Consider the following 23426-nt stretch of genomic DNA (forward strand, 5'->3'; position numbering starts at 1 on the left):
GCGCACGACCCGGCGTCGGTGCCGAGTAGAGCGGAGAGATGGAGCACCTCAAGTTCGTGAGCTGACGACTGATCGGGGGGTCGGCAATCACGCACCTATCTCGGGTTTTGTTCGTGGGCGATATTCGTCCTCGAAGTTGGTGGCCCGTGAATCCGTCGATCAGACGAGGCCTCAATTGAAGAAACGGGGGTCGATCGCGCCTGTTACGCGAACAGTTGACAGGTTTGGTCACGCAGCTTGCCGGGTAGACGCGGGCATGATGGTCTGAAATTCGGTGCGGGCCACGAGGCGTCAAAGGGCACCGAGATGCTGGACATCCCCGAACTCTCCGGCCGGGTCACCGCCGTGACCTCGACTCCCGCCGCGGCGTCGACCTCCTCGCGCTCGGCCAAAGAGGCGGTGAGACGCTTGCGGAAGGCGTCGAGGTCGGCCTCGCCCGAGGTGACCTGTTGGTGGAGCGGCTTACTGGAGCATGTCTGCGTCATGTGATCGGACCCCTCGTTCGGACCTGCTGGCACGGGCGGGACCCACGATAAGCATAGTGCGATGTACAGCACACGGGCCGGGGATCGAAACGCCGACACCCGCAGGCGGCCACGCCATGTGGGAACGGCAGAACCTCGTCGTTGTCGCCACCTACCCCTCCCGGGTCCGTGATCCGTCACCGATCCCCGCGCGTCGGTAGCCTCGACACACGAGCCGCGGATGTTCGCGGCGGTCACGGTGAGCTACGAAAAGGTGTGTTGTGTCGGTCCCCTTGAGCATCCTCGACCTGGTCTCCATCTCGGAAGGCTCCACTGCGCGTGAGGGCATCGCCGCCTCGATGGAGTCCGCGCAGCTCGCCGACCGGCTGGGGTACTCGCGCCTGTGGTTCGCCGAGCACCACAACACCCCCAACCTCGCCTCCAGCGCCACGGCGCTGCTCATCTCCCAGGCTGCATCGGTGACCGAGCGGATCCGCGTGGGCTCCGGCGGCGTCATGCTGCCCAACCACGCGCCGCTCATGGTGGCCGAGCAGTACGGCACGCTGGCCAACATCCACGGCGACCGCATCGACCTGGGACTCGGCCGCGCGCCCGGCACCGACGGCATGACCGCCCAGGCGCTGAGCCGCTCGTCCGCCGAGCCGCAGGCCTTCGCCCGGCACATCTACGACCTGCAGGGCTGGTTCGGCGAGGAGGGCACGGCGCGCAGCACCCCGATCCTGTCGTCGGTCTCGCAGAACACGGAGGTGCCGATCTGGGTGCTCGGCTCCACCGTCAACGGTGCGTCGATCGCCGGGCAGCTGGGACTGCCGTTCTCGCTGGCCTCCCATTTCGCGCCCGACCAGATCGACGACGCCATCCGCGTCTACCGCGACTCGTTCAGCACCGAAGCGCCCACCGCGCGCATCGACAAGCCCCAGGTGATGGCCGGCATCAACGTGGTCGTGGCCGACACGGACGAGGAGGCGCAGCGGCAGTTCACCACCCTGCAGCAGATGTTCCTCGACCTGCGGGCCGGGCGCAGCCGCAAGATCCAGCCGCCCGTCGACCCGTCCGAGTTCGCAGGCAGCACGCCCGCGATGCTCGAGATCAGCGCCGTGGGCTCGCCCGCGACGGTCAAGGCGCAGCTCGAGGAGTTCGTCGAGCGCACCGACGCCGACGAGCTCATCACCGTCACCTACGCCTACGACCCGGCCGTGCGGAACCGATCGATCGAGTTGCTGGCAGACCTCTGGTTCTAGTCGCGCGTCGAACCCATGGAATTCCTCACCATACTGTTCCTCATCGGTATCACCGCCGAGGCGATGACCGGCGCGCTGGCCGCCGGTCGCGAGCGCATGGACCTGTTCGGGGTGGTGATCGTCGCGTGCGTCACCGCCATCGGCGGTGGCTCGATCCGGGACGTCCTGCTGGGCCACTATCCGCTCATCTGGGTGGAGCACCCGTCCTACCTCGCACTGGTCGCGCTGGCCGCGGTCGTCACCGTGGTCGTCGCCCCGATCATGCGGCACTTCAGGGTGCTCTTCCTGGGGCTCGACGCACTCGGCCTGACCGTCTTCGCGATCTTCGGTGCCCGGATCGCCCTCGAGATGGGCCACGGTGTCATCATCGCCGTCGCCGCCGCGGTCATCACCGGCGTGTTCGGGGGAGTCATGCGTGACCTGCTGTGCGACCGGGTACCACTCGTGTTCCGGCAGGAGCTGTACGCCAGTGTCGCGATCCTGGCCGCGCTAGTCTACGTGGGACTCACGGTCGCGGGCGTCCCGGAGAACTGGGGCGCGGCGATCACCCTGGTCGTGGGGTTCGGCCTTCGCGTTGCCGCGATCCGCTTCAAGCTCGGTCTACCAGTGTTCGACTACTACCAGGAGGCCGAGCGCCGTCCACGTGGTCGTCGTCGACATCGCTGGAGTATCCGGGGCTCGTCGGAGGACCTGGACTGACACCGCGGACACCCGGTTGACCGGAAGCGGGCCGGCCCCGCCGCTGGTAGAACGGGGCATGGCCATCGACTCGCTCGAACCGCACCCGCTCGTCCGCCTGCTCGGCACGCCCTCGGCCGACTTCACCGCTGCCGACCTCGTCCGGGCTGCCGAACAGCTGGAGCTGAGCCAGGTCAACTTGCGCTACGTCGGCGGCGACGGCCGGCTCAAGACGCTCGCCTTCCCCGTCAATTCGCGCGAGCACCTCCACGAGGTGCTCACCCGCGGCGAGCGGGTGGACGGCTCGAGCGTCTTCCCCGGCACCGACACCGAGGCCAGTGACGTCTACATCGTCCCGCGCCACCGCACCGCGTTCCTCAACCCCTTCGGGGAACGCACCTCACTCGACGTGCTCTGCTCGTTCTACGCACCCGACGGCACGCCGCTGCCCTTCGCGCGCGAGCAGGTCGTGCGCCGCGCCGCCGAGGTGTTGACGCTCCAGACCGGCATGACGCTCGAGGCCTTCGGTGAGCTGGAGTACTACCTCGCCGCCGAGCCCGAGCCGATCTACCCCGTCGAGTCCGAACGCGGCTACCAGGAGTCGGCGCCCTTCTCCAAGCACGAGCGGGTCCGCGAGCAGGTGCTGGGGCACCTGCGCGAGATGGGGGTCGCGATGAAGTACGTGCACGGCGAGGTCGGCAACATCTTGGAGGACGACCGACAGCTGGTCCAGCACGAGATCGAACTCCAGCCCGTCCCCCTGGAGCAGGCCGCGGACGCCATCGTCCTGACCAAGTGGGTGGTGCGTCAGGTCGCCTACGCCCACGGCCTCGAGGCGACCTTCGCCCCGCTGGTGAGCGGCGATGGCGCGGGCAACGGTCTGCACATCCACAGTCGCCTGGTGTGCGACGGCGCCAACGTCATCGTCGACGACGCCGGCATCACCGACACCGCGCGCAGACTGATCGCCGGCTACCTCTCGGCCGCCCGGGCACTGTCCGCGTTCGGCAACACCGTCCCCACCTCCTACCTGCGGTTCGCCGAGGGCGACGAGTCGCCCGAGGACATCTGCTGGGGGATGCAGGACCGGACCGGCCTGGTCCGGGTCCCGTTGGCCTGGGGCGGCAACGTGCTGGCCGACATGGTCGCCCACGCCAACCCCGGTAGCACCGAGCCGATCCCCGAGCCCGGCACGCACCCCCAGACCGTCGAGTTCCGGCTCGGCGACGGTTCAGCCGACGTGCACCTGCTCCTGGCGGGGATGGCCGTGGCGGCCAGGCGCGGGCTCGACGACCCGGGCAGCCTGGAGCAGGCCGAGCGCCTCAATGCCGCTGACGGCGAGGACTTCGAGTCCCTGCCCACCTCGTGCGCGGAAGCGGCCGACGTGCTGGAGGCCGAGCGGGAGATGTTCGAGGCCGATGGTGTGTTCCCCGCCGCGCTCCTCGACTCGGTGCTCGCGGGGCTACGCGGTGATGACGGCGACGACGATGACGACGACGACGAGGTGGGCGACTCCGGAAACGGCGACGCAGACCGGGTGGAGCTCATCCGCCGTCACTGGCACGTCGGCTGAACCGGGGCGGGAGCGGCACTACGCGAGAGGACGTCCGGGCTTCGGTGCGGGCCGCCCGTAGGGGGTGGTGGCTCCCGACTTGTGGTGATCACGCATGGCGCGGAAGTGTTCGGACGACTCGAGTAGCGAGCGGTTGCCCAGAGTGGTGGCCAGGCCACCATCGGCGAGTTCCGCGGCCGGGTGGACGGCGTTCCTGAGCTGGTCGGCGAGATAGTCCGGCCGGCCGTAGATCGACATGTGCCGCGCGGCGTGGGCCGCTGAGGCGTCGATCGCGGCCCAGTCGACGGCCCACCCGGCGTGACGGTACATCTGATCGAAGAAGACGCGTTGCGTGCGGCTGTTCCCGTCGCGGAACGGATGCACGAGCGTGAGCTCGGACCAGTGCGAGGCGATGGTGTCGGTGGCCGCGTCGGGGTCGGTGGTGCTGGGTGGCGGGGTGGCGATCTGGTGGAAGACCCGGTCGAGTTCATCCTGCAGGAACTGCGGTCGGGCGTGCGGGATGCCGAGGGCGCGGGTGTCGACGGTGCGCAGTTCGCCGGCCCAGTCGAAGATGTCCTGCAGGATGTAGCGGTGGATCGCGCGGAGGTGCTCGAAGTCGAATCGCCCCTCCAGCGGGCTGAGCTCCAGTTCCACGACCCGGAAGAAGGCGAGGTCACGCTCGTACTCCGTGAGCTCGGCGGGGTCGGTGATGCCCAGCCGGTTACGCAGAACCCCCGAGGGCTCCTTGTACGGATCTCGGGGGTTCATGCGAGGCGGGCAGGGTCAGGGAGCGGTGCGCTCACGCACCGCGGCGCGGATCTCGGAGAGAGCCTGATCGCGGGTGAGAAGTCCGTCGGCGAACCGGCGGGTGATCTCGACGGCCTCGGCCGACGGCTCCATCCCTGCCATGCGGTGGCCGGCGACGGCTCCTGCTAGTGCCTGGTCGGTGGTCGGGCGGATACGGGTGGACAAACAGTCCTCCTTGCGTCGACGTGCAGTCGATTCTACCTGCTCAGTGGCACTAGAGGGGCATCTGTGACTCGAACTGTGCGGCGAGACCGCCCCGGTGATGGGGGGCCGGGACTCAGCGCTCCCGACGGCGTGTTCGGGCGAGCCGGTCGGTGCCGCCCCGCCGGTGGTGCCACGCCTCGATGCGATGCAGGACCACGATGACCACCGCGACCCACAGCACGGATACGCACCAGCCAGCGATCACGTCGCTCGGGTAGTGGACTCCCAGGTACATCCGCGAGACCCCGACGGCGAGCACGTACACCGCCCCCGCGACCACGGCCCTCCACCTCCACCGCGTTTGCCAGACCAAGACCACCAGCACCGCCGCGAGCGCCATGCTGGCCATCGCATGGCCGCTCGGGAACGAGTAGGAGTTCTCCGTGACGAGGTGTTCCCAGAAATCGGGGCGGGACCGCTGGAAGACCGATTTAAGCGCGGTGTTGAGAAGTGTCGATCCGACGACCGCCGCCGCCAGCAGCGTGGCGTTCCGCCGGGAGCCGCGGAACCATAGCGCCACCGCCGCTCCGGTCGCCGCCACCGGGACAACGACGATCCCCCCGAGCTGCGTCACCGCCTCCATCACCGCCGTGAGCCGGGGGGTCGACACCGAGTGGAGCCACAGCATCACCGGTCGGTCGAAGGGGAAGATCTCCTGCTCGGCCACATCCTCCGCGAGCAGGACGAAGAACAGGAGTGGGACGAAGAAGGCGATCCCGGCCACCGCGAGAGCCGGCAGCGATCTGCGCGCCAGGCTCCGGCCGACGAGGTTCTTGTCCCGGTCGGTCCCCCGGTCGGCCACCGGCTCGACTTCTGGGCCGGAGTTGTCAGACGTCACGCCGACCAGCCTAGGGAGGTTCACTGAGAACACTCGGATCGGACGAGCCCGGGTCGGCGCGAGCGAGTGCTCCCGCCACGGCACGTTGATCGGTACTCTGCTCCCACCACCGCCCGAGCTCACCCGCACAGCGGTCCGCCGCCCTGTGTGCCCGGTGGCCGGCGAGCTGTGGGGCTCAATGGTGTGGAAGGGGTCCCTCGAATGGACGATCTCGGTCGCGGTGCGTCACTGCACGCCCTTGAACCGCCGCCCTCGCCGGAGGCGGGATTCTCCACTCGCCGTCGGGTGCGGACGGGCGACGTCGATCCCCAGCGCAGGCTCCGGCTGGACAGCGTCGCCCGCTACCTCCAGGACATCGCCGTGGACAACCTCGACGCCACCGGTCATGCCCGGACCGACCCGTTCTGGATCGTGCGCCGAACCGTGATCGACGTGATCGAACCGATCTCGTGGCCGGCCACCGTCGGACTCCAGCGGTGGTGCTCCGGCCTGTCCAGCCGGTGGGCGAACATGCGCGTGCGGCTGACCGTCGAGGACTCCGAGGACCCTGGGGACCCCGACGGCATGCCAGCACCCGGCACCGCGGCACCTGGCCCCCCGACTCCCCGAGGCGGGCTGGTGGAGACCGAGGCGTTCTGGATCGACGTCACCGCGGCCGGGTTGCCCGCCCGGATCAGCGACTCCGGCATGGCCAGCCTGGCCGGCACCACCGACATCCACCGCCTCCGGTGGGCCGGCCTGACGCAGGACTGCCCACCTGAGCGGCCCGGCGAGCCGCAGGACAGGCCGCACCTCCTGCGCAGCACCGACTTCGACCCGCTGCAGCATGTCAACAACGCCGCGTATCTGGCGGTGGTCGAAGACGAGCTCCAGCAGCACGCAGACCTGCTGCAGCGTCCTCACCGGGTCGTCATCGAGTACCTCCGCCCGGTGACACCGGGGGCGACGATGACCGTCCGGCGCCGGCGCGCGGGGGACCTGCTCGAGCTGTGGTTGATGGTCGACGGCGTCGTTGCGGCCGCCGTCCTCGTCACCCCGATCCCCGACGCCTCCGCCAGCCCCGCCTCCGCCAGTACCACCGCCTCCGTCAGGTACCGGCCGCAGGAGTGACCTCCGCGCTGGGGGCGTCCCGCCGGAGGGCGGTCACCGGCCCCGACTCGAACCACCCCGGTGCGCGCCGCCCGAACTCGTCCGGCGACAGCGCCCCGGCACCCGCGGGCACCCGGCCGAGCACCGGAACCCCGGTCAGGCGGGGTAGATCCTCGAGGTTGCACCGCTCGGCGAGGTCCGGGTCGGCCGGCCAGGACCCGATGACGATCCCCGCGCACCGCAGACCCGCCGCCTCGATCGCGCGGACCGTGAGCTCGGTGTCCGACAGCGTGCCCAGTCCGGCCCTCGCGACCACGATGACCGGGGCGTCGAGTGACCGGGCGAGGTCGAGGACGGTGAGGCCGGTACCGAGCCGGACGAGCACCCCGCCGGCGCCCTCGACCAGATCCAGGCGCCCCCGTGCAGGTCCGGAGGTCGCCGCGGAGTCGGGCGCGGAGTCGGGCGCCGACCCACCACTGGCGCGGAGCCACGCGCGGATCGGATCGATCAACTCGGGAAGAGTGGACTGCGGCAGGCCGGCGACGCGGGCGGCGGTCTCGGGCGCCAGCGGATCGGGCAGCCGACGGACCTCCATCACCCGCCGCACCCCGGACAGGCGCGCGGCCTCGTGGGCGTCGCCCGGTTCGCCCGGGCCCAGCCCCGTCTGGATCGGCTTGCAGATCCCCACGTCCAGGTCCTCCGACCGGCCGAGGGCGGCCAGCGCGGCGGTGGCGACGGTTTTGCCCACGTCGGTGCCGGTACCGGTGATGATGACCGGCGCCGGGGCGGGCGGGATCGCGGCGTCGGGCGAGGCGGGCGGGGACGCGGAGCCGGACGAGGTGGTCATGCGCGGGCCCCCTCGAGCCGCGCGGCCGCGCCAACCGGGTGCCCGTGCTCGGCCAACACCTGCGCGAGCACGTCGCAGGCGCGGGCCAGGTCGGCGTCGGAGAGGTCCGCCCGGGCGGTGAGGCGCAACCGCGCGGTGCCCTCGGGAACCGACGGCGGCCGGAAGCACCCCACGCGGACGCCCAGCTCGAGGCACCGCGAGGCCGCGGAGACCGCGCGGGCGGGATCGCCCAGAACCACCGACACCACCGCCGACCGCGGCTGCTCGGCGCCGGTCACCGCGGCGAGGTGCTCGGCGACCTCCACGACGCGCGAGGCGAGCTCGGGGTCGCGCCGCAGGACGCCGAGCGCAGCGCGGGCCGCGCCCACCGCGGAAGGGGCGAGTCCGGTGTCAAAGATGAAGGTGCGGGCACTGCTGATGAGGTGCTCGCGCACCCGCTCCGAGGTCAGCACCACCCCGCCCTGCGACCCGAGTGCCTTGGACAGGGTCGCCGTGACCACCACGTCCTCGTGCCCGCTGAGCCCCAGCTCCTGCACGAGTCCCCGGCCGCCGTAGCCGCGCACGCCGAGGCCGTGGGCCTCGTCGACCAGCAGGACGGCGCCGTGCGCGCGGCTCGCCCCGTGCAGCGCGAGCAGGGGAGCCAACTCGCCGTCGGCGCTGTACACCGAGTCGGTGACGACCAGCGCGCGCTCCTCGGTGCGCCCGGCCAAAGCCCGGGCCACGGCGGCGACGTCACCCCGGTCGACGACGACGACTCGGGCCCTCGACAGGCGGCACGCGTCCACGAGTGAGGCGTGGGAGCCGCCGTCGGAGACGATGAGCGATCCCCGCCCGGACAGCGCCACCACGGCTCCGAGGTTGGCGGTGTACCCGGACGAGAACACGAGCGCAGCGGGCGTGTGGCAGAACTCGGCGAGCTCGGCCTCCAACGCCTGATGATCCTGGGTAGTGCCCGTGACCAGCCTCGATCCCGTCGCGCCCGCACCCCAGCGGCGCGTCGCGGACACGGCCGCGTCCACGACCTCGGGGTGCCGGCCCAGGCCCAGGTAGTCGTTGGACGCGAGGTCGATCACGCCGTCATCAGCCGCGCGCGGGGACAGCACCCGCCGGACGTGGCGGGCGGTCCGGTCGGCGGCGGCGTCGTCGAGCCAGTCCAACGCGGGGGAGTTGCGCCCGGTCATCGGCCCGCCCCCGCCCCCGCCGCCGCAGCCCCGGCTGCTGCTCTCGCTCCGGACACCGCCGCCGCACAGATCCGGTCGATCTCGTCATCCGTAAAGACATAGGGCGGCATCGTGTAGATGAGATCCCGGAAGGGGCGTAGCCACACGCCGTGGGAGGTGATCGCCGTTGTCGTCGTCGTCATCTCCACCGGCTCGGCCACCTGGATCACCCCGATCGCCCCCAGCACCCGCACGTCCACCACGCCGGGTACGTCGAGCGCCGGCGCCAGCCCGTGGCGCAGGCGCGCCTCGATGCGCGGCACGTCGCGCCGCCACCCGCCGGCCTCCACCAGATCCAACGACGCGCACGCCACCGCGCACGCCAACGGATTGCCCATGAAGGTCGGCCCGTGCGCCAGGCCCCCCGCCTCACCGGCGCTGATGACCTCGGCCACCCGGTCGGTGGTGAGGGTCGCGGCGAGGGTGAGATACCCGCCGGTCAGGGCCTTGCCCACACACATCACGTCCGGGGCGACGCCCGCGTGGTCGGCCGCCCACAGCTCGCCGGTGCGGCCGAAGCCGGTGGCGATCTCGTCAAAGATGAGCAGCATGCTCGTCTCGTCGGCCAACCGGCGCAGGTCACGCAGGTAGTCGGGATGGTGGAAGCGCATCCCGCCCGCGCCCTGGACCACCGGCTCCACGATGATCCCCGCCAGCTCGCCCGAGTGCCCGCGGATCACCCGCTCGAGCTCGGCGACGTAGTCGGCGCAGTAGTCGGCGGGCGGCTGCGGCGCGAACACCTGCTCGGCCACCACGCCGCGCCACATCGAGTGCATGCCGCCGTGAGGATCACACACACTCATCGGGGAGAGCGTGTCGCCGTGGTAGCCGCCGCGCCACGTCGCCAACCGCGTGCGATCGGGACGACCGAGCGAGCGCTGGTACTGGATGGCCATCTTCGCCGCGACTTCTACGGACACAGAGCCCGAGTCGGCGAGGAACACCTTGTTCAGCTCGCCCGGCGCCATCCGCGCGAGCCGGCTCGCCAGCTCGACGGCCGGGGCGTGCGTGAGCCCGCCGAACATCACGTGGCTCATCGTGTCGACCTGACGGTGCGCGGCGGCGTCGAGGTGCGGGTGCCGGTAGCCGTGGATCGCCGCCCACCACGAGCTCATGCCGTCGATGAGCTCGCGCCCGTCCGCCAGCCGCAGCCGGACGCCATCGGCGGAGACGACCGGCAGCGGCGGCGTGCTCGCCGGGAACCCGCCGTAGGGGTGCCAGACGTGCTCGGCGTCGGCGGCCAACAGCGCGGCGGTGGCGGCCTGCCCGGCCTCGGCGGCGAGCATCGCGGCGGCGTCAGGCGGGGTCGGGGTGGCGGCGAGGCCGTCGGGGGCGTCGACGACGAGGTCCTCGACACCGGGGGAGTGGACCGAGGCGGACATGTCAGGCGTTCGCGGGCTCGCTGGTGCCGGCCCCGCGGGTGCGGATGGCCACCTTCTTCTCCCGCCCGGCGACGGTGGCAGGCGCGGCCGGGCCGGCGGCGGGGGAGGCCTCGGCGGCCTCGTCCCCGTCGACCCCGGCCGGATGGTCCATCTGGAGGACCTCGAGCCCGGCGTCGGCGATCATCTGCAGGTCCTCGCCGCCGGGCTGGCCCTCGCTGGTGAGGTAGTCGCCCAGGAACAGCGAGTTGGCGACGTACAGGGCGATCCCCTGCAGGTGGCCGAGGTGGCGCTCCCGGCCGGCGGCCACGCGGATCTCCGTGTCGGGGGCGACGAAGCGGACCATCGCGAGGATGCGCAGGCAGTCGCGCGGGTTGAGGGTGTCCACGCCCTCGAGCGGGGTGCCGTCGAACGGCAGCAGGAAGTTGACCGGGATCGAGTCGACGCCCTTGGCCCGCAGATCGAAGGCGAGCTCGACGAGCTGGTCGTGCGTCTCGCCCATGCCGGCGATGAAGCCCGAGCACGCCGAGAGCCCGGCGCCGTGCGCCTGGGCGACCGTGTGCTCACGGTCGGCGTAGGTGTGGGTGGTGCAGATGTCCTCGTAGTGACTCTCGGCCGTGTTGAGGTTGTGGTTGTAGGCGTCGGCGCCGCTCGCGCACAGCTTCTCGGCCTGGCCGTCCTTCAGTGCGCCCAGGCAGGCGCACACCTCGACGCCCGGGGTGTCGGACTTGATGGCCTCGATGATGTCGGAGACCTTGCCGACCTCGCGGTTGCTGGGGCCGGTGCCGCTGGCGACCAGGCACACGCGCGAGGCGCCGGCCGCGATGCCCGCTTTGGCCGCGGTGACGGCCTCGTCGGTGTTCAGCCAGGTGTAGCGCAGGATGCCGGCGGTGGAATTGAGCCGCTGCGAGCAGTAGAAGCAGTCCTCCGGGCACAGGCCGCTCTTGAGGTTGACCAGGTAGTTGACCTTGACCTTGTTGCCGAAGTGCTCGAACCGCAGCCGGGACGCGGCCGCGACCACCTCCATGAGCTCGGCGTCCGGCGAGTCGAGTACGGCGAGGGCGTCCGCCGCGGTGACGACTCCGCCGTCGAGTACGTGATCCGCGAGCTCGTGCCAGCGGGGGGTCGTGATGGCCATGGTTCCTCCTGAACGCCGTTCACTGAACGCCGTTCAAGCTAGCCCAGCGCGCCGGACTTGTACAGCGTTCAGGAGGATGTGGCCGCAAAGGTAGGATCAGCGCTCGTGGCCCTGACTAAGACGGCGGTCGTCGACACCGCCCTGGAACTGCTCCGCGAGTCGGGGCTTCCCGGCATGTCGATGCGCACGCTGGCGACCCGACTGGGGGTCCAGCCGAGTGCGTTGTACTGGCACGTCCCGTCCAAGCAGGCCCTGCTCACGGTTGTCGCCGAGCGCATCCTCGCGACCATGGGTCCGGTCGGTGCCGGGCGGTCGGCCGCCGATGGGCTCCGCGCGGTCGGCGAGGCCCTGCGTGCGGCCGTCACGGGTGTGCCGGACGGCGCCGAGATCGTGGCACTGGGTCTGGCCGCGGGTGCGGTGAACCCGGTTGCCGAGGTGGTGGAGGCGACGTGCGCCCGCCACGGACTTCAGGGCCGGGCGCCGGGGTTGACCACGGCCCTGACCGGGTACGTGGTGGGCCTGAGCCTGGAGGAACAGACCCACCACAACCTCACGGTCGCCGACCCCGACACTCCGGCGGTCGAGTTCGACCCGCGCTTCCGGGAGGGGCTCGACGCGCTGCTCGCCGGCGTCCAGGCCTGACGACTCCCATCGAGAAGAGCGTCCGGCCCACGTCTGGCGAGTAGACGTGTGCCGAACGCTCTTGTCGATGGCGCTGTCCGCCCCGGGGTGGGGGCGGCGGTGTCAGTACCGGGCGAAGACCTGGGTGGCGTAGAGCTTGCCGTCCGCGGCCACCGCGGCACCGACGCCCATCGACGTGTGGCCCGGGTTGAGCAGGTTCACCCGGTGGCCGGGCGATGCCATCCACTGGCCCACCAGCTGCTGCGGGGTGGCGTGGGCGTAGTTCTGCAGGACGTTCTCGCCGTGGTGGCCCCATCCGCCGGGGATCTGCGCGCCGACGTCCGGGTTGTGGAACATCCGGTTCTGCGCGGCCTGGGTGCCGCTCCAGTTGGTGGCCACCTGGGTGAGACCGCCGTCGACGGCGAGCGGGGCGAGGCCGTGCGCGGCGCGGGCCGCGTTGGTCGCGCCCTCGAGCTGCGCGCGGTACTCGGCGGAGGCGGGATCGATCGCGGGCACCGCACCGGCGGGGGCGGGGTTGGCGAAGCCGATCGTCAGGCCCGGCAGGTGGATCTGGGGAAGCTGGATCTGCGGCGCCTGTGCCGACGCCTGCGGGGCCGCGCCCAGCGCGAGGGTGGTGGAGGCCGCAGCGACCAGGAGCAGGCCGCGCCGCAGGTGATGGAGGGCTCGGGTCACGAGAGTCGTTACCTTTCGCATGCCGCGACCCGACGTTCGGGTCGCCGGGCGCAACGGTAGGAACCGATCACCGCGTTAAGCCAGCCGTAACCACCCCGTGACCCTGGTGACCAGCCACGGAGTCGGCGTCGGCCACCCCCGCTGGACGAGCGTCCGCGAGTCAGTCGCGGGCGAAATCCTGCACCACGTGCACGGTGCCGTCCTCGGCGGTGGCCACCCCCACGCCGACTCGGACGAACTCGCCGTCCAGCATCCGCTCACGCATGCCGGTGTCGCCGAGGAGTGCCGCGAGTGCCTGCTGCGGGCTGGCGCCGGCGGGCAGTGCCAACACGGTCCGGTCGCCCGCACGGTCGGCACGGTCGGCGTCCGCGTCCGCGTCGGGGGCGTCGGGGTCGGCACCCACCCGGGCGTCCGCGGGGACGGTCACCTCCCCGGTCGTGGGGTCGCCGGCGGCGAGCTCCGCCGCGCGCTCGCGGGCCGAGGCCTCGAGCTCGTGGTCGGTGACGAGCCGGTCGGCGCCCACCACGAGGCGGGCCTCGTTGACCGCCGCCACCACGCTGCCCTCGAACGCCATCAGCCTGACCTCCTCCGGCAGCAGCTCGGAGGCGCCGGCAGCCGCCGGGTCGGTCACCGGGGCGGGTGCTGCTCCCGGGGTCCCCGCGGCGAGCGAGGACAGACCGGGGATCGCGGCGAAGAACGGCAGGGCGAGCTCCAGGGAACCCTGCGCCGACGCCGTACCCGTACCGGAGGCGAGTAGGAGGGCGGCCGCCCCGGTGGCGACGGCGGAACGAAGGGGATGACGCACGCGATGGTCCTTTCCTCGGGCCGCGGCTCGCGCCGGGGCCTGTGTGTGGAGCAGGGTCCGCCGGGACAGCGTCCAAGCGGGTTCACTCCTACCTCTGTCGTCACTCTAGTCACACGCGTTACATCGGTGCGATTCGTGCGGCGGGGTACGCCTGACGACGACGACGCCCCCGCCGCCGGTGTGAACCGGGGACGGGGGCGTCGAGATGGGTGCGGCGACCGAGGAGGCCGGGGCGGGTCAGCTCAGTCGGACGAAGTTCTGGGTGGAGTACAGCTTCCGGCTGTCCGCGACCTCCAGGCCCACGCCGAGGTGGGTGTGTGCCGGGTTGAGCAGGTTGAGGCGATGCGGCAGGGAGTTCATCCACTGCTGGACGAGCGCCTCGCCGGAGGCGCCGCACCAGTTCTGCAGCACGTTCTCGCCGTAGCTGCGCCACTGGCCTGTGTAGGTCGCGGTGACCTGGGCCTTGATGTCCGGGTTGTGGTACATCCGGTCCTCGGCCGCCATCCGCTCGCTCCAGTTCTGGGCGATCCGGTCCAGGCTGTCGAGTCGCGCGACGGGAGCCACCTTGGCGGCGGCGCGCTCGCGGTTGGTGTGCTCGTGGATGTCCGAGATCACCTGGTCGACCTCGGCCGGGGTCGCCTGCTCGCAGGGGGCGGGCGCGCCCACGGTGAAGCTGAGGGACTGGGCGGCGGTGACGGGGGCGGTCAGGGCGAGGAAGGTGGCCGCAGCGGCGGCGACGGCGCCGATGCGCCGCCTGACGATGGTTCGCATTGAGGGGATTCCTGAGGGGTCGGGGGACGTCGGGAGAACATGTGGCCGAGGGAAGCCACGAACTTGAGGATAAGGTCGGTTCTTCGAGATCGCCGCATTATCAACCCCGGTCGCCGGGCGTCGCCGGTCCCGAAATCAGCAGGTCACACGACTTCTTTGCTGACTCGTCACAGAGACAACCGTCCATTAAGCGTCACGATGCCGCCCGGTCGGCGGATGGTCGTGCCCCTGATCGGCCCGCACGCCCTGATCGTCCGAGGTCGACCGGTGAGCGAAAATTCCTCTACCGGCGAGCCCGCACATTCCCACCAGGCAGAATCAGCCCCATGGGCCACAGTCATGCTCACCTCCTCAGCCCGATCACCGTCGGAAACCTCACCCTGCGCAACCGCATCGTCATGGGGTCCATGCACACCGGGATGGAAGACCGGTCCAGGCACCTGCCCGAGCTCACCGCCTACTTCACCGAGCGGGCGCGCGGCGGCGCCGCCCTCATGGTCACGGGCGGGTACGCGCCCAATGTGGAGGGATGGCTGCTGCCGGCGGGCTCGCTGATGGCCTCCCGCCGGATGGCCGACAAGCACCGCGGGCTCACCGACGCCGTCCACGCCGAGGGCGCGCACATCCTCCTGCAGGTCCTTCACGCCGGTCGCTACGGGTACCACCCGTTCGTCCGCTCGGCCGCGTCGACCACGTCACCGATCAGCATGTTCAGGGCGCTCGCCCTGAGCTCCCGGGGCATCGAGCGGACCATCGACGACTGGGTCCGCGCCGCCCGCCTGGCGGCGCGCGCGGGGTACGACGGCATCGAGGTCATGGGCTCCGAGGGCTACCTCATCAACCAGTTCCTCGCCGCCCGGACCAACGACCGCACCGACGCCTGGGGCGGCACCGCGAGCAGGCGGATGCGGTTCCCCGAGGAGATCGTGCGCCGCATCCGCGCCGAGGTGGGCCCCGACTTCCTGCTGCAGTACCGGATCAGCCTGCTCGACCTGGTCGACGGCGGCCAGTCGTGGGAGGAGACCGCCGAGCTCGCGCAGCGCCTGGAGTCCGCCGGCGTCGACGTGTTCAACACCGGCATCGGCTGGCACGAGTCACGCATCCCCACCATCGTCACCTCCGTGCCGCGGGCCGCGTTCGTCGACCTCACCGCCCGGCTCAAGCAGACCGTCGGCGTCCCGGTGATCGCCTCCAACCGCATCAACACCCCGGACACCGCCGAGCAGATCCTCGCCGGCGGGCAGGCGGACCTGGTGTCCATGGCGCGGCCGCTACTGGCCGACCCGGCGTTCGCGGCCAAGGTCGCCGAGGGGCGGTCCGACGAGGTCAACCTCTGCATCGCCTGCAACCAGGCCTGCCTCGACCACTCCTTCGCGAACAAGCGCGCCTCCTGCCTGGTCAACCCGCGCGCGGGCCGCGAGACGGAGCTGCTGCTCACCGTGGCGCCCACGCGGCGCCGGGTGGCGGTGGTCGGCGCGGGACCCGCGGGGCTGGCGTGCGCGGAGGCCGCCGCGTCCCGCGGGCTCGCGGTGGAGGTGTTCGAGGCCTCCGACGAGATCGGCGGGCAGTTCCGCTACGCGATGCGCGTCCCGGGCAAGGAGGAGTTCGCGGCGTCGATCGCCTACTTCAGCCGTCGCCTGGACGTCCTCGGCGTGCCCGTCCACACCGGTCGCCGCGCCCGCCCGGACGATCTCACCGGGTTCGACCACGTGGTGATCGCCACCGGGGTCCGGCCGCGCGAGATCACGATCCCCGGCGCCGATCACCCCATGGTGATGACCTACCCCGAGCTGCTCACCGGCGCACGCACCCCCGGTCGCCGGGTCGCGGTGATCGGCGCCGGCGGGATCGGTGTGGACGTCTCCCAGTTCCTGTTGGCCGGCGGGCCCGGGATCGCCGTCGACGGCCGCGAACCGAGCGGCCACTCCACGGATGTGGAGGCGTGGCGGCGCCACTGGGGCGTGGCGAACCCGGCGTTCGAGCGGGCAGGCCTGGGGAAGGCCGTGCACGCCGATCCCGCCCACGAGGTGCACCTGCTCCAGCGCAAGACCTCGCGCATCGGGCGGGGACTGGGCAAGACCACCGGCTGGGTGCATCGCGCCGAGCTCGAGGCCGGCGGCGTCCGGCAGTACACCGGGGTGACCTACCAGAAGATCGACGACGACGGGCTGCACATCCTCGACCCGGAAGGCCGTCCGCAGGTCGTGCGGGTGGACTCGGTGGTGGTGTGCGCGGGCCAGGAGTCGGTGCGCGATCTGGTCGGCCGGGCCGATCGTCCGGGGGCCGGTGTTGGCGGCCGGGTCCACGTGATCGGTGGCGCGGATGTGGCCGCCGAGCTGGACGCCAAGCGGGCGATCAAGCAGGGCGTGGAGCTCGCGGCAGCGCTCTAGGGTGCGGCGATCCCGGCCGCGCGGCCCGCGCGGGCGGGGTCAGCCACAGCGCACCTCGCGGCGGCGGTCGACGATGCTGAACGCCAACGCTCCCGCGGCGAGGGTCGCGATGAGTCCCAGCGCCACCCGGAACGCCAGCAGCCAGTCGTCCTGCGTCTCGACGATCCAGAACAGCACGCCCGGCACCATCGCCGTACCCACCGCGGTGCCCATGCGCTGGCCCAGCGAGATGATGCTGCCGGCGACCCCGCCGTAGGCCGGGTCCACCGCGCGCAGGGTGAGCGTCTGGTTGGGGGAGATGGTCATGCCCTGCGCGGTGCCCATCAGCGTGGCGGGGACCATGAAGATCAGGTAGCTCACCGCCCCGGACTCCACGACGCCCGCGAGCAGGATGAACGTCAGCAGGGCGGTGATGGTGAGGCAGAACCCGCCGATGACCATCCGCCGCCCGAGCTGGAGGACGAATCGCCCGGCGACCTGCGCCGAGATGGCCGCGCAGATCGAGGCGGGCAGGCTGACGAACGCCGAGTCGATGGGCGCGTAGCCCAGGTGGAACTGCAGGTACATCGGCATGACGATCCACAGGCTGGTGCCGCCGACGAAGTAGATCGACACGATGATCATGCCGTTGCGGAACGCCGGGTCGCGGAAGATGTCCGGGTTGACCAGCGGCGGTCGCCCGATGCGCTCGTACCGCCGCTCCCACCAGGCGAACGCGGCCAGGACACCCAGCCCGACCGGCACCAGCGCCCAGTAGGCGGGGTTCCCGCCGCGGGTGAGGAAGGGGAGCATCAGGGACAGCACGGCCACGCCGAGCAGGACGATGCCGACCGGGTCGAGGTCCAACCGTGCCCGCCGGGGCCGCGGATGCGGCTTCGGCAGGGCTGCGTTCACCGCAGCAGTGATCCTCGAGGCGCGGGAGGCCTCGTCGTCGTACTCACCGCCGTCGTACTGGCCACCATCCCGCTCGGCGGCCAGGCGCGCCATGTCGCCGGCACGTGCGGCGGACCCGCCCACGTCGGGTCCCGCCTCACCGGGCGGCAGGCGGCGGTCGTCGGGCAACCACCGCTGCCCCAGCACCATCGCGAGCACACCGAGCGGCACGTTGACCAGGAACATCGCGCGCCAGCCCAGGTCGTCGCCGAGGACCTCGATGAGCACCCCGCCCACCAGGGGCCCGGACGCGGTGGCGATGGAGACCGTGGTGGCCAGGGTGGCGAACGCCCGCGCCCGGGCCGCCCCGCGGAAGTACTTCTGGATGAGCCCGAACGTCTGCGGGTTGAGCATCCCCGAGCCGACGCCCTGGATGAGGCGCGCCAGGTTGAGCATCTCGATCGACTGCGCGAACCCGGCCACGACGGCGCCGCCGACGAACACCGCCACGCCCGCCAGGAACAGCCGCTTGCGCCCGGTCGCGTCACCCAGTCGGCCCGACGGGACGAGCAGCAACCCGAACGCCAGCGCGTACCCGGACACCACCCACTGCAGGCCCCGGGAATCCGAGTCCAGCGCCGTGCCGATCACCGGCAGCGCCACGTTGATCACCGACAGCGCGAGCAGCGCCATGAACATCGGCACCATCAGGGTGGTGAGGACCCGGGCGGTGCTCACCGGCCGGGGCGTCGCGGGGGTCAGGGGCTCGTCGGTCACTTCCGCGATGGTATCCACGGTCCGCCGCAGCCGCGCCGAGGTCACGGCCCGGCAACAACCCCGTCACGGCCTATACGGGGACGGCCCCGATCAGTAGCGTCAGGCTATGGCTGACGTCACACGAACCGCAGAAGTCGATCCGATCCCCATGACCGACCTCGCCGAGTTGGGAACCGCCACCGGCCGGGCCGTGTCGATCTTCCTGCCCACGGCCCGCGCCGGCGCAGAGGTCCGCGAGAACCCCATCCGCGTCAAGTCCCTCATCAAGGAGGCCGAGGCCCAGCTCAGGGCACACGGCGTGGGGCAGGGGGAGTCCGACGAGATCCTCGGCCCGCTGGTCGCGCTGCTCGAGGACGACGCGTACTGGCAGCGTCTCTCCGACGGTCTCGCGCTGTTCGCCTCGGCCGGGTTCTGGCGCGCGTACCGGGTGGCCACGGCCTTCCCCGAGGCCGTCCACGTGAGCGACCGGTTCGCCGTCCGGCCGCTCGTCCCGGCCGCGGTCGGCGACGGCGAGTTCGTGGTGCTCGCCGGCAGTCAGAACAAGGTCCGCCTGTTCGAGGGCACCGCCGCCACGATCCGCGAACTCGACCTCGGGTCGATCCCGTCCTCGATCGAGGACATGGCCGGCGACACGCAGCCGCCGCCGCACCAGCAGCAGCGGTTCAGTGCGGGCCCGGGAACCGGTGGTGGCGGGGGCGTGGTGCACGGTCACGGCACGGGCGCCGAGGTCGGCGACGTGCAGCTGGAGAAGTTCCTGCGGCAGGTCGCCCAGGGGTTGCAGGAGGCGCTCCGGCCCAACGACCGGCGCCCCCTCGTCCTCGCGGCGGTGGGCGAGCACCTCCCACAGTTCCGCGGCTACCTGAACTACGAGCACCTGGTGGACGAGGTCGCCGCCGGCAACCCGGACGCGCTGTCCCCCGCAGAAGTGCACGAGCGGGCGTGGGCGGTGGTCTGGCCGGCGATGCAGCGGCGGGCCGCCGCGGTCGCGGAGCGCTTCGGTGACGCGATCGGTGCCGGTCGCGGGCTGGCCGGCGGCGGGTCGGACATCCTGCGCGCCGCGCGAGAGGGGCGCGTCGCCACCCTGCTGGTCTCCCGCCGCCGCTGCACGGCCGATCACGGGCCCGACGATCTCGACGCCGCGGTCGGACACGTGCTGGCCACATCCGGCTCGGTGATCGTGGCGGAATCGCTGCCGAAGGACGTCGCGGAGGGCGCGATCCTGCGGTTCTGACCTGCCGGGAGCGGGCGGGTGCGACGCGCGTCGGCGCCGCACCCGCGCCCCCGCGCGCGTCGTGCACAGCTCACGCCTAACTCACGTGTGTACCGTCGGCGTCTTCACGCACACGAACAACGTGAGGAGATCGAGTGCGCACAGGGACAGGGAGATCGGCGACGAGGAGGTCGACGGCATGGCGGTCGGCGGTCGCCGCCGCGGGAGCGGTGCTGGTGCTCGCGGGGTGCGGTGCCGGGGGCGACGACGACGAGGGCGGCGCCGCGGAGACGCAGGCGGCGGCCGAACAGTCAGGCCAGTCGGCTGAGCCCGGACCGGACGGTGAACAGTCCGCGGACGGGCCCGACACGTCCGACATCCCCGACCCGGTGGCCGAGGTGAACGGTACCGAGATCTCGCGCGACGAATTCCTGTCGGTGTTCGAGAACCAGTACCAACAGATGAGCATGCAGGCCCAGATGACGGGCCAGCCCGTCGACGAGGCCCAGCTGAGGAAGTTGACCACCGACGGGCTGATCGGGACCGAACTGCTCACGCAGGAGGCCACCAAGCGCGGGATCGAGGTCTCGGACGACGAGATCCAGGCCGAGCTCGCCGGGTTCGCCGAGCGCAACCAGGTCAGCACCGACGAGTTCATCGAGTCGATGGGCGGACAGGGCCTGGACCGCGAGGCCGTGCTGGACCAGATCGACAAGCAGTTGCGCGTACAGAAGCTCATCGCTGAGGAGTACGGGGAGTTCGAGGCGTCCGACGCCGAGGTCGAGGCCGCCTACGAGCAGGTCGCCCAGCAGCAGGCCATGTCCGGGGGCGGCGCGGCCGGTGGTGGCGGGGTGCCGCCGTTGGAGCAGGTCCGTGACCAGGTCGCCGAGCAGGTACGGGCCGAGAAGGAGGCCGGCGCGATGGAGGAACTGTCGCAGAAGCTGCGTTCCGGCGCGGACGTGACCGTCCACATCTAGGCGGTCGCATCCGGAGGGCGGGGCCGGCGGTCCGCGCTGCCCGGGGTGACGCCGCCTACACGGTGACGTCGGTGTGCGGCAGCTGCTCGGCCACCCACGGGAACACGACCTCCATGAGCAGCAGGAACACCGCCGCCAGCAGGATGAGGACGAGCACGATCTTCACCGGCCGGGGGCCGGGCAGGGATCGCCACACATAGGCGTACATCTGGTCAATCCTCCAGTGCGGCCGGCGGGCCGTCGGTCTTGGAGACGGTCTCCACGAGGGCGGCGTGCACGATGAGGCGCTCGGCGTTGGAGTACATCGGGTGGCAGGTCGTCAGGGTGAGCAGCCGCTCGGGGGCCGCGCCTGCGCCCGCGCCGCCGGTCGCGGCCCCGGCCGCGCCGGTGTTCGCCGCGCCGGTGTCCGCAGCCCCGGGCACCGGGGCGATCACCTCGACCGCGTCCGGCGTCGTGATGTGCAGCCCGACCACGTGGGCGTAGTCGCCGCCGGTGACACGCTCGACCTGCCGCGGGGTGAGGCACTCGCGAGCCGCGGCGAGCCGCTCGGCGCCGCCCGGCTCCACCGGCAGGAGTCGGTAGGTCTGCCACTGCGTCGCGGTCTCCACGACGATCGCCTCGCACGAGTCCAGCCGGTCGAGGTGCTCGAAGACGGCGCCCGAGCCGTTGCGGTGTCCCGCGAGCGCGGTGTTCCCCGGTTGGCCGGGCATCTGGGTTCCGGGGTAGTGGCCGGGGCCGGTGCGCAGGTCCTCGGCTCGGACGCCCTCCACCACGGTGTAGACCGCGTCCTCACCGAGCGTCGGCAGGTGGATGCGGGCGAAGGGTTGGCCGAGCGTCGGCACGGGCGATGGTATCGGCGCGCCGGCCACGTCGGCCGCGTCAGGCGCCGGGGCGCCGTTCCAGAGTTCCTCGAGTCCCGCGGTGGCCTCGGCCTGGAGCCGACCCGAGGCGAGATTGGTCCAGATCGCCTCGTAGAACACGTACAGCAGCAGGATCGCACCCGCGGTGAGCAGGAGTTCGCCGATGACCTGGCCGACGCTCGGCGCTCGGCGGGACGGGGTGCGCGGCGGGGCCGTGGGTCGGTTCATCTGCCCGACCACCCCGATCCCTGCCCGTGCGACGGCGTCACGGGGTGAATCGTCTCACGACGATCCCGGCCCGCGGCACCGCCCGGCCGGCTCGCCGGGCTCGTGGATCCGGGGACACGGCGGGGTCGGCGGTGATGGAATCAGCCCCATGCGCTCGACAAACCGACCCACCACGGCGGTCATGGCCTCGGCGGCGGCGGTGCTCCTCGCCGCGAGCACGGTTCTGGCGTCCGCCCCCGCGGCAGCTCGATCGGCGTCCCCGCCCGGCCTCGGGCCCGCCGGTACCGCCACGGTCCACGGCGACGTGGCCTCGACCGACACGCTGCCCGGCCGCGGGCCGGGGACGAACCCCGCTGTCATCGGCGCACTCACCGGCGCCACGTGCTCGACGGTGTTCATCGGCACCGACGGCATGCCCGTCGCGCTGTGCACCTCGTACGTCGGGTTCACTCCGCCGACCCCGCTCGCGCCGACCGTCAAGCTCTTCCACCCCGACACCGCCGCGGTGCTCGCCGAGGTGCAGTTGGCCAAGGGCGCGTTGCTAGGCGGCGTCTACGGGTACCTCGACGACCGCGATCGGGTGGTGGTCGCGGACGGCGCCCGCAGGCTGCTGGCCGTGGGCCACGAGCGCACCGCCGACGGCCCCTGGCGTATGACAGTGGAGGTCCTGGCAGACCTGTCGCCGGCCGTGCCCGAGGGTGACGCCGTCACCGGTCTCATGCCCGGATTCGACGGGCGGGTGTGGTTCGCGACGTCGAACGGCGTGGTGGGGACCGTGCGGCCCGGGGTCGACGACGACGAGCTCCGCTCCCTCACCCTGCCGGCGGGGGAGAGGATCACCAACGGGCTGACGGTCCGGCCCGGCGGGGCGTCGGTGATCACCACCCGGGCCCTCTACGAGATCGACAGCTCTGTTGACGGGACCCCGAGCGTGCGCTGGAGACACGGCTACGACGTGGGACAGGCGCGGAAACCGGGCCTGCTCGCGCACGGTTCCGGCACGACGCCCACCTACTTCGGGCCCGGTGACTCGCTCGTGGCGATCACCGACGACGCCGACCACCCCGAGCTCATCGTCCTGCGCCGTGAGGACGGGGCGCACGTATGCAGGATGCCCGCGTTCGCCACGACCCTGCGGCCCGACTCCGCCGCCCCGGACGGCGTCCTCATCGACGGGCCCGCTGCGACCGAGAACTCGATCATCGCGTCCGGGGAGGCCCTGGTGCTGGTCAACACCTATGGCTTTGAATACCCGCCCTTCGCCGTGGACGGTCCCGCGGTCCCGGCGGGAGTGCCGTACACGGGCGGGATGACCCGCATCGACGTGCGGACCGACGGGGCCCAGGGACCGGACGGCGTCGGGGACGATGCGTGCTCGCGTGCGTGGACTTCGCTGTCGCGGACGGCGTCGCTGCCCAAGCTCACCACCGGCGACGGGCAGATCCACGCGCTGGCCTACGGCCCGCCCCGCGTGCTGTCCGCGCCCGGCTCGGCGGCCGGTCCGACGCCCGGTCCGGCATTCGGGTCGGCGCTCGATCAGGGGCTCGCGCAGAAGATCGGCCCCGTCGACCTGACCTCGACGGACGTGGAGACGGGCCACGAACTCTCCCGCACCTTCATCGGTCACGCCCCGCTGGACGAACCGATGGAGCTCACCGGCACGATCGCATCCCGGGGAGACGGCCCGGGGATCATGTGGCAGCCGACCCTCACCCGCATGCTCCGGATCGGCCCCGCCTGAGT

General features: G+C 71.9%; 23 protein-coding genes. 9 read left to right on the plus strand and 14 right to left on the minus strand.

The annotated features are described in order from the left end of the window. Nucleotides 1–203 precede the first annotated feature (203 nt). Nucleotides 204–485: a hypothetical protein gene (locus tag L8M95_RS12855; protein WP_260486512.1), complete on the minus strand. Its 282-nt coding sequence runs from the start codon at nt 483–485 to the stop codon at nt 204–206. Between the two features lie 260 nt (nt 486–745). On the opposite strand from L8M95_RS12855, the gene L8M95_RS12860 reads away from it, so the two are divergent. Genes L8M95_RS12860 through L8M95_RS12870 form a run of 3 tightly spaced genes read left to right on the plus strand, consistent with a single transcriptional unit; the run spans nt 746 to nt 3977 of the window. Next, nucleotides 746–1726, plus strand: a complete 981-nt coding sequence (locus tag L8M95_RS12860; RefSeq protein WP_260486513.1) for an LLM class flavin-dependent oxidoreductase — start codon at nt 746–748, stop codon at nt 1724–1726. 15 nt (nt 1727–1741) lie between these two features. Next, entirely contained in the window at nt 1742–2425 is a 684-nt protein-coding gene (locus tag L8M95_RS12865; RefSeq protein WP_260486514.1) for a trimeric intracellular cation channel family protein, read from the plus strand. Between the two features lie 58 nt (nt 2426–2483). Further along, nucleotides 2484–3977: a glutamine synthetase beta-grasp domain-containing protein gene (locus L8M95_RS12870; protein ID WP_260486515.1), complete on the plus strand. Its 1494-nt coding sequence runs from the start codon at nt 2484–2486 to the stop codon at nt 3975–3977. Between the two features lie 18 nt (nt 3978–3995). Here the strand turns inward: L8M95_RS12870 and L8M95_RS12875 are convergent, their stop codons facing one another. From L8M95_RS12875 to L8M95_RS12885, 3 genes are all read right to left on the minus strand, one after another. After that, the gene (locus L8M95_RS12875) at nt 3996–4724 is read right to left on the minus strand and encodes a Fic family protein (RefSeq protein WP_260486516.1); all 729 of its coding nucleotides are present in this window, start codon (nt 4722–4724) and stop codon (nt 3996–3998) included. Between the two features lie 15 nt (nt 4725–4739). Continuing rightward, nucleotides 4740–4928, minus strand: a complete 189-nt coding sequence (locus L8M95_RS12880; protein WP_260486517.1) for an antitoxin VbhA family protein — start codon at nt 4926–4928, stop codon at nt 4740–4742. A gap of 112 nt (nt 4929–5040) precedes the next feature. Then, nucleotides 5041–5805, minus strand: a complete 765-nt coding sequence (locus L8M95_RS12885) for a phosphatase PAP2 family protein (protein ID WP_260486518.1) — start codon at nt 5803–5805, stop codon at nt 5041–5043. Nucleotides 5806–6006: 201 nt separating this feature from the next. Between L8M95_RS12885 and L8M95_RS12890 the strand changes: the two genes are divergently transcribed. Continuing rightward, the gene (locus L8M95_RS12890) at nt 6007–6915 is read left to right on the plus strand and encodes an acyl-[acyl-carrier-protein] thioesterase (protein ID WP_260486519.1); all 909 of its coding nucleotides are present in this window, start codon (nt 6007–6009) and stop codon (nt 6913–6915) included. Here L8M95_RS12890 and bioD read toward each other — a convergent pair. From bioD to bioB, 4 genes are all read right to left on the minus strand, one after another. Continuing rightward, nucleotides 6893–7741, minus strand: a complete 849-nt coding sequence (gene bioD / locus L8M95_RS12895; protein ID WP_260486520.1) for an ATP-dependent dethiobiotin synthetase BioD — start codon at nt 7739–7741, stop codon at nt 6893–6895. The two genes, L8M95_RS12890 and bioD, sit on opposite strands and share 23 nt — an antisense overlap. Next, entirely contained in the window at nt 7738–8922 is a 1185-nt protein-coding gene (locus L8M95_RS12900; RefSeq protein WP_260486521.1) for an 8-amino-7-oxononanoate synthase, read from the minus strand. The genes bioD and L8M95_RS12900 overlap by 4 nt, the downstream gene beginning before the upstream one ends. Beyond that, on the minus strand, nt 8919–10247 hold the full coding sequence (locus L8M95_RS12905; protein ID WP_260489254.1) for an adenosylmethionine--8-amino-7-oxononanoate transaminase: 1329 nt from the start codon (nt 10245–10247) through the stop codon (nt 8919–8921). Before L8M95_RS12905 ends, L8M95_RS12900 begins: the two co-directional genes overlap by 4 nt. 97 nt (nt 10248–10344) lie before the next feature. After that, nucleotides 10345–11478, minus strand: coding sequence for a biotin synthase BioB (bioB, locus tag L8M95_RS12910; RefSeq protein WP_260486522.1), 1134 nt, complete (start codon nt 11476–11478; stop codon nt 10345–10347). Nucleotides 11479–11583: 105 nt separating this feature from the next. On the opposite strand from bioB, the gene L8M95_RS12915 reads away from it, so the two are divergent. Further along, nucleotides 11584–12120 (plus strand): TetR family transcriptional regulator, encoded by a 537-nt coding sequence (locus L8M95_RS12915; protein ID WP_260486523.1) that lies wholly within the window; start codon nt 11584–11586, stop codon nt 12118–12120. A 102-nt stretch (nt 12121–12222) separates the two neighbouring features. On the opposite strand, the gene L8M95_RS12920 is transcribed toward L8M95_RS12915, so the two are convergent. The 3 genes from L8M95_RS12920 to L8M95_RS12930 all read right to left on the minus strand — a co-directional run bounded on the left by L8M95_RS12920 (nt 12223) and on the right by L8M95_RS12930 (nt 14368). After that, nucleotides 12223–12792 (minus strand): CAP domain-containing protein, encoded by a 570-nt coding sequence (locus L8M95_RS12920; protein ID WP_260486524.1) that lies wholly within the window; start codon nt 12790–12792, stop codon nt 12223–12225. A gap of 160 nt (nt 12793–12952) precedes the next feature. Next, entirely contained in the window at nt 12953–13597 is a 645-nt protein-coding gene (locus L8M95_RS12925) for a CAP domain-containing protein (protein WP_260486525.1), read from the minus strand. Between the two features lie 237 nt (nt 13598–13834). Then, complete coding sequence (locus L8M95_RS12930) at nt 13835–14368, minus strand: CAP domain-containing protein (protein WP_260486526.1); 534 nt, start codon at nt 14366–14368, stop codon at nt 13835–13837. Nucleotides 14369–14694: 326 nt separating this feature from the next. Here L8M95_RS12930 and L8M95_RS12935 point away from each other — a divergent pair, with 326 nt between their 5' ends. Then, nucleotides 14695–16758, plus strand: a complete 2064-nt coding sequence (locus tag L8M95_RS12935) for an NADPH-dependent 2,4-dienoyl-CoA reductase (protein WP_260486527.1) — start codon at nt 14695–14697, stop codon at nt 16756–16758. A 39-nt stretch (nt 16759–16797) separates the two neighbouring features. Here the strand turns inward: L8M95_RS12935 and L8M95_RS12940 are convergent, their stop codons facing one another. After that, a complete protein-coding gene (locus L8M95_RS12940) occupies nt 16798–18408 on the minus strand; it encodes an MFS transporter (RefSeq protein WP_260486528.1) in 1611 nt (536 codons plus the stop codon). Nucleotides 18409–18514: 106 nt separating this feature from the next. Between L8M95_RS12940 and L8M95_RS12945 the strand changes: the two genes are divergently transcribed. Beyond that, nucleotides 18515–19639, plus strand: coding sequence for a hypothetical protein (locus tag L8M95_RS12945; RefSeq protein ID WP_260486529.1), 1125 nt, complete (start codon nt 18515–18517; stop codon nt 19637–19639). A gap of 134 nt (nt 19640–19773) precedes the next feature. Continuing rightward, complete coding sequence (locus L8M95_RS12950) at nt 19774–20595, plus strand: SurA N-terminal domain-containing protein (RefSeq protein WP_260486530.1); 822 nt, start codon at nt 19774–19776, stop codon at nt 20593–20595. Nucleotides 20596–20650: 55 nt separating this feature from the next. Here L8M95_RS12950 and L8M95_RS12955 read toward each other — a convergent pair whose 3' ends face one another. Then, the gene (locus L8M95_RS12955) at nt 20651–20803 is read right to left on the minus strand and encodes a hypothetical protein (protein WP_260486531.1); all 153 of its coding nucleotides are present in this window, start codon (nt 20801–20803) and stop codon (nt 20651–20653) included. A 4-nt stretch (nt 20804–20807) separates the two neighbouring features. Continuing rightward, on the minus strand, nt 20808–21683 hold the full coding sequence (locus tag L8M95_RS12960) for a class E sortase (RefSeq protein WP_260486532.1): 876 nt from the start codon (nt 21681–21683) through the stop codon (nt 20808–20810). A gap of 148 nt (nt 21684–21831) precedes the next feature. Here L8M95_RS12960 and L8M95_RS12965 point away from each other — a divergent pair, with 148 nt between their 5' ends. Beyond that, nucleotides 21832–23424 carry a hypothetical protein gene (locus L8M95_RS12965; RefSeq protein WP_396118846.1) on the plus strand — a complete coding sequence of 531 codons (1593 nt, stop codon included), beginning with the start codon at nt 21832–21834 and terminating at the stop codon, nt 23422–23424. The last annotated feature ends 2 nt before the right edge of the window (nt 23425–23426 follow it).

The sequence above is a fragment of the Dietzia sp. B32 genome (genome assembly GCF_024732245.1).
GTDB lineage: Bacteria > Actinomycetota > Actinomycetes > Mycobacteriales > Mycobacteriaceae > Dietzia.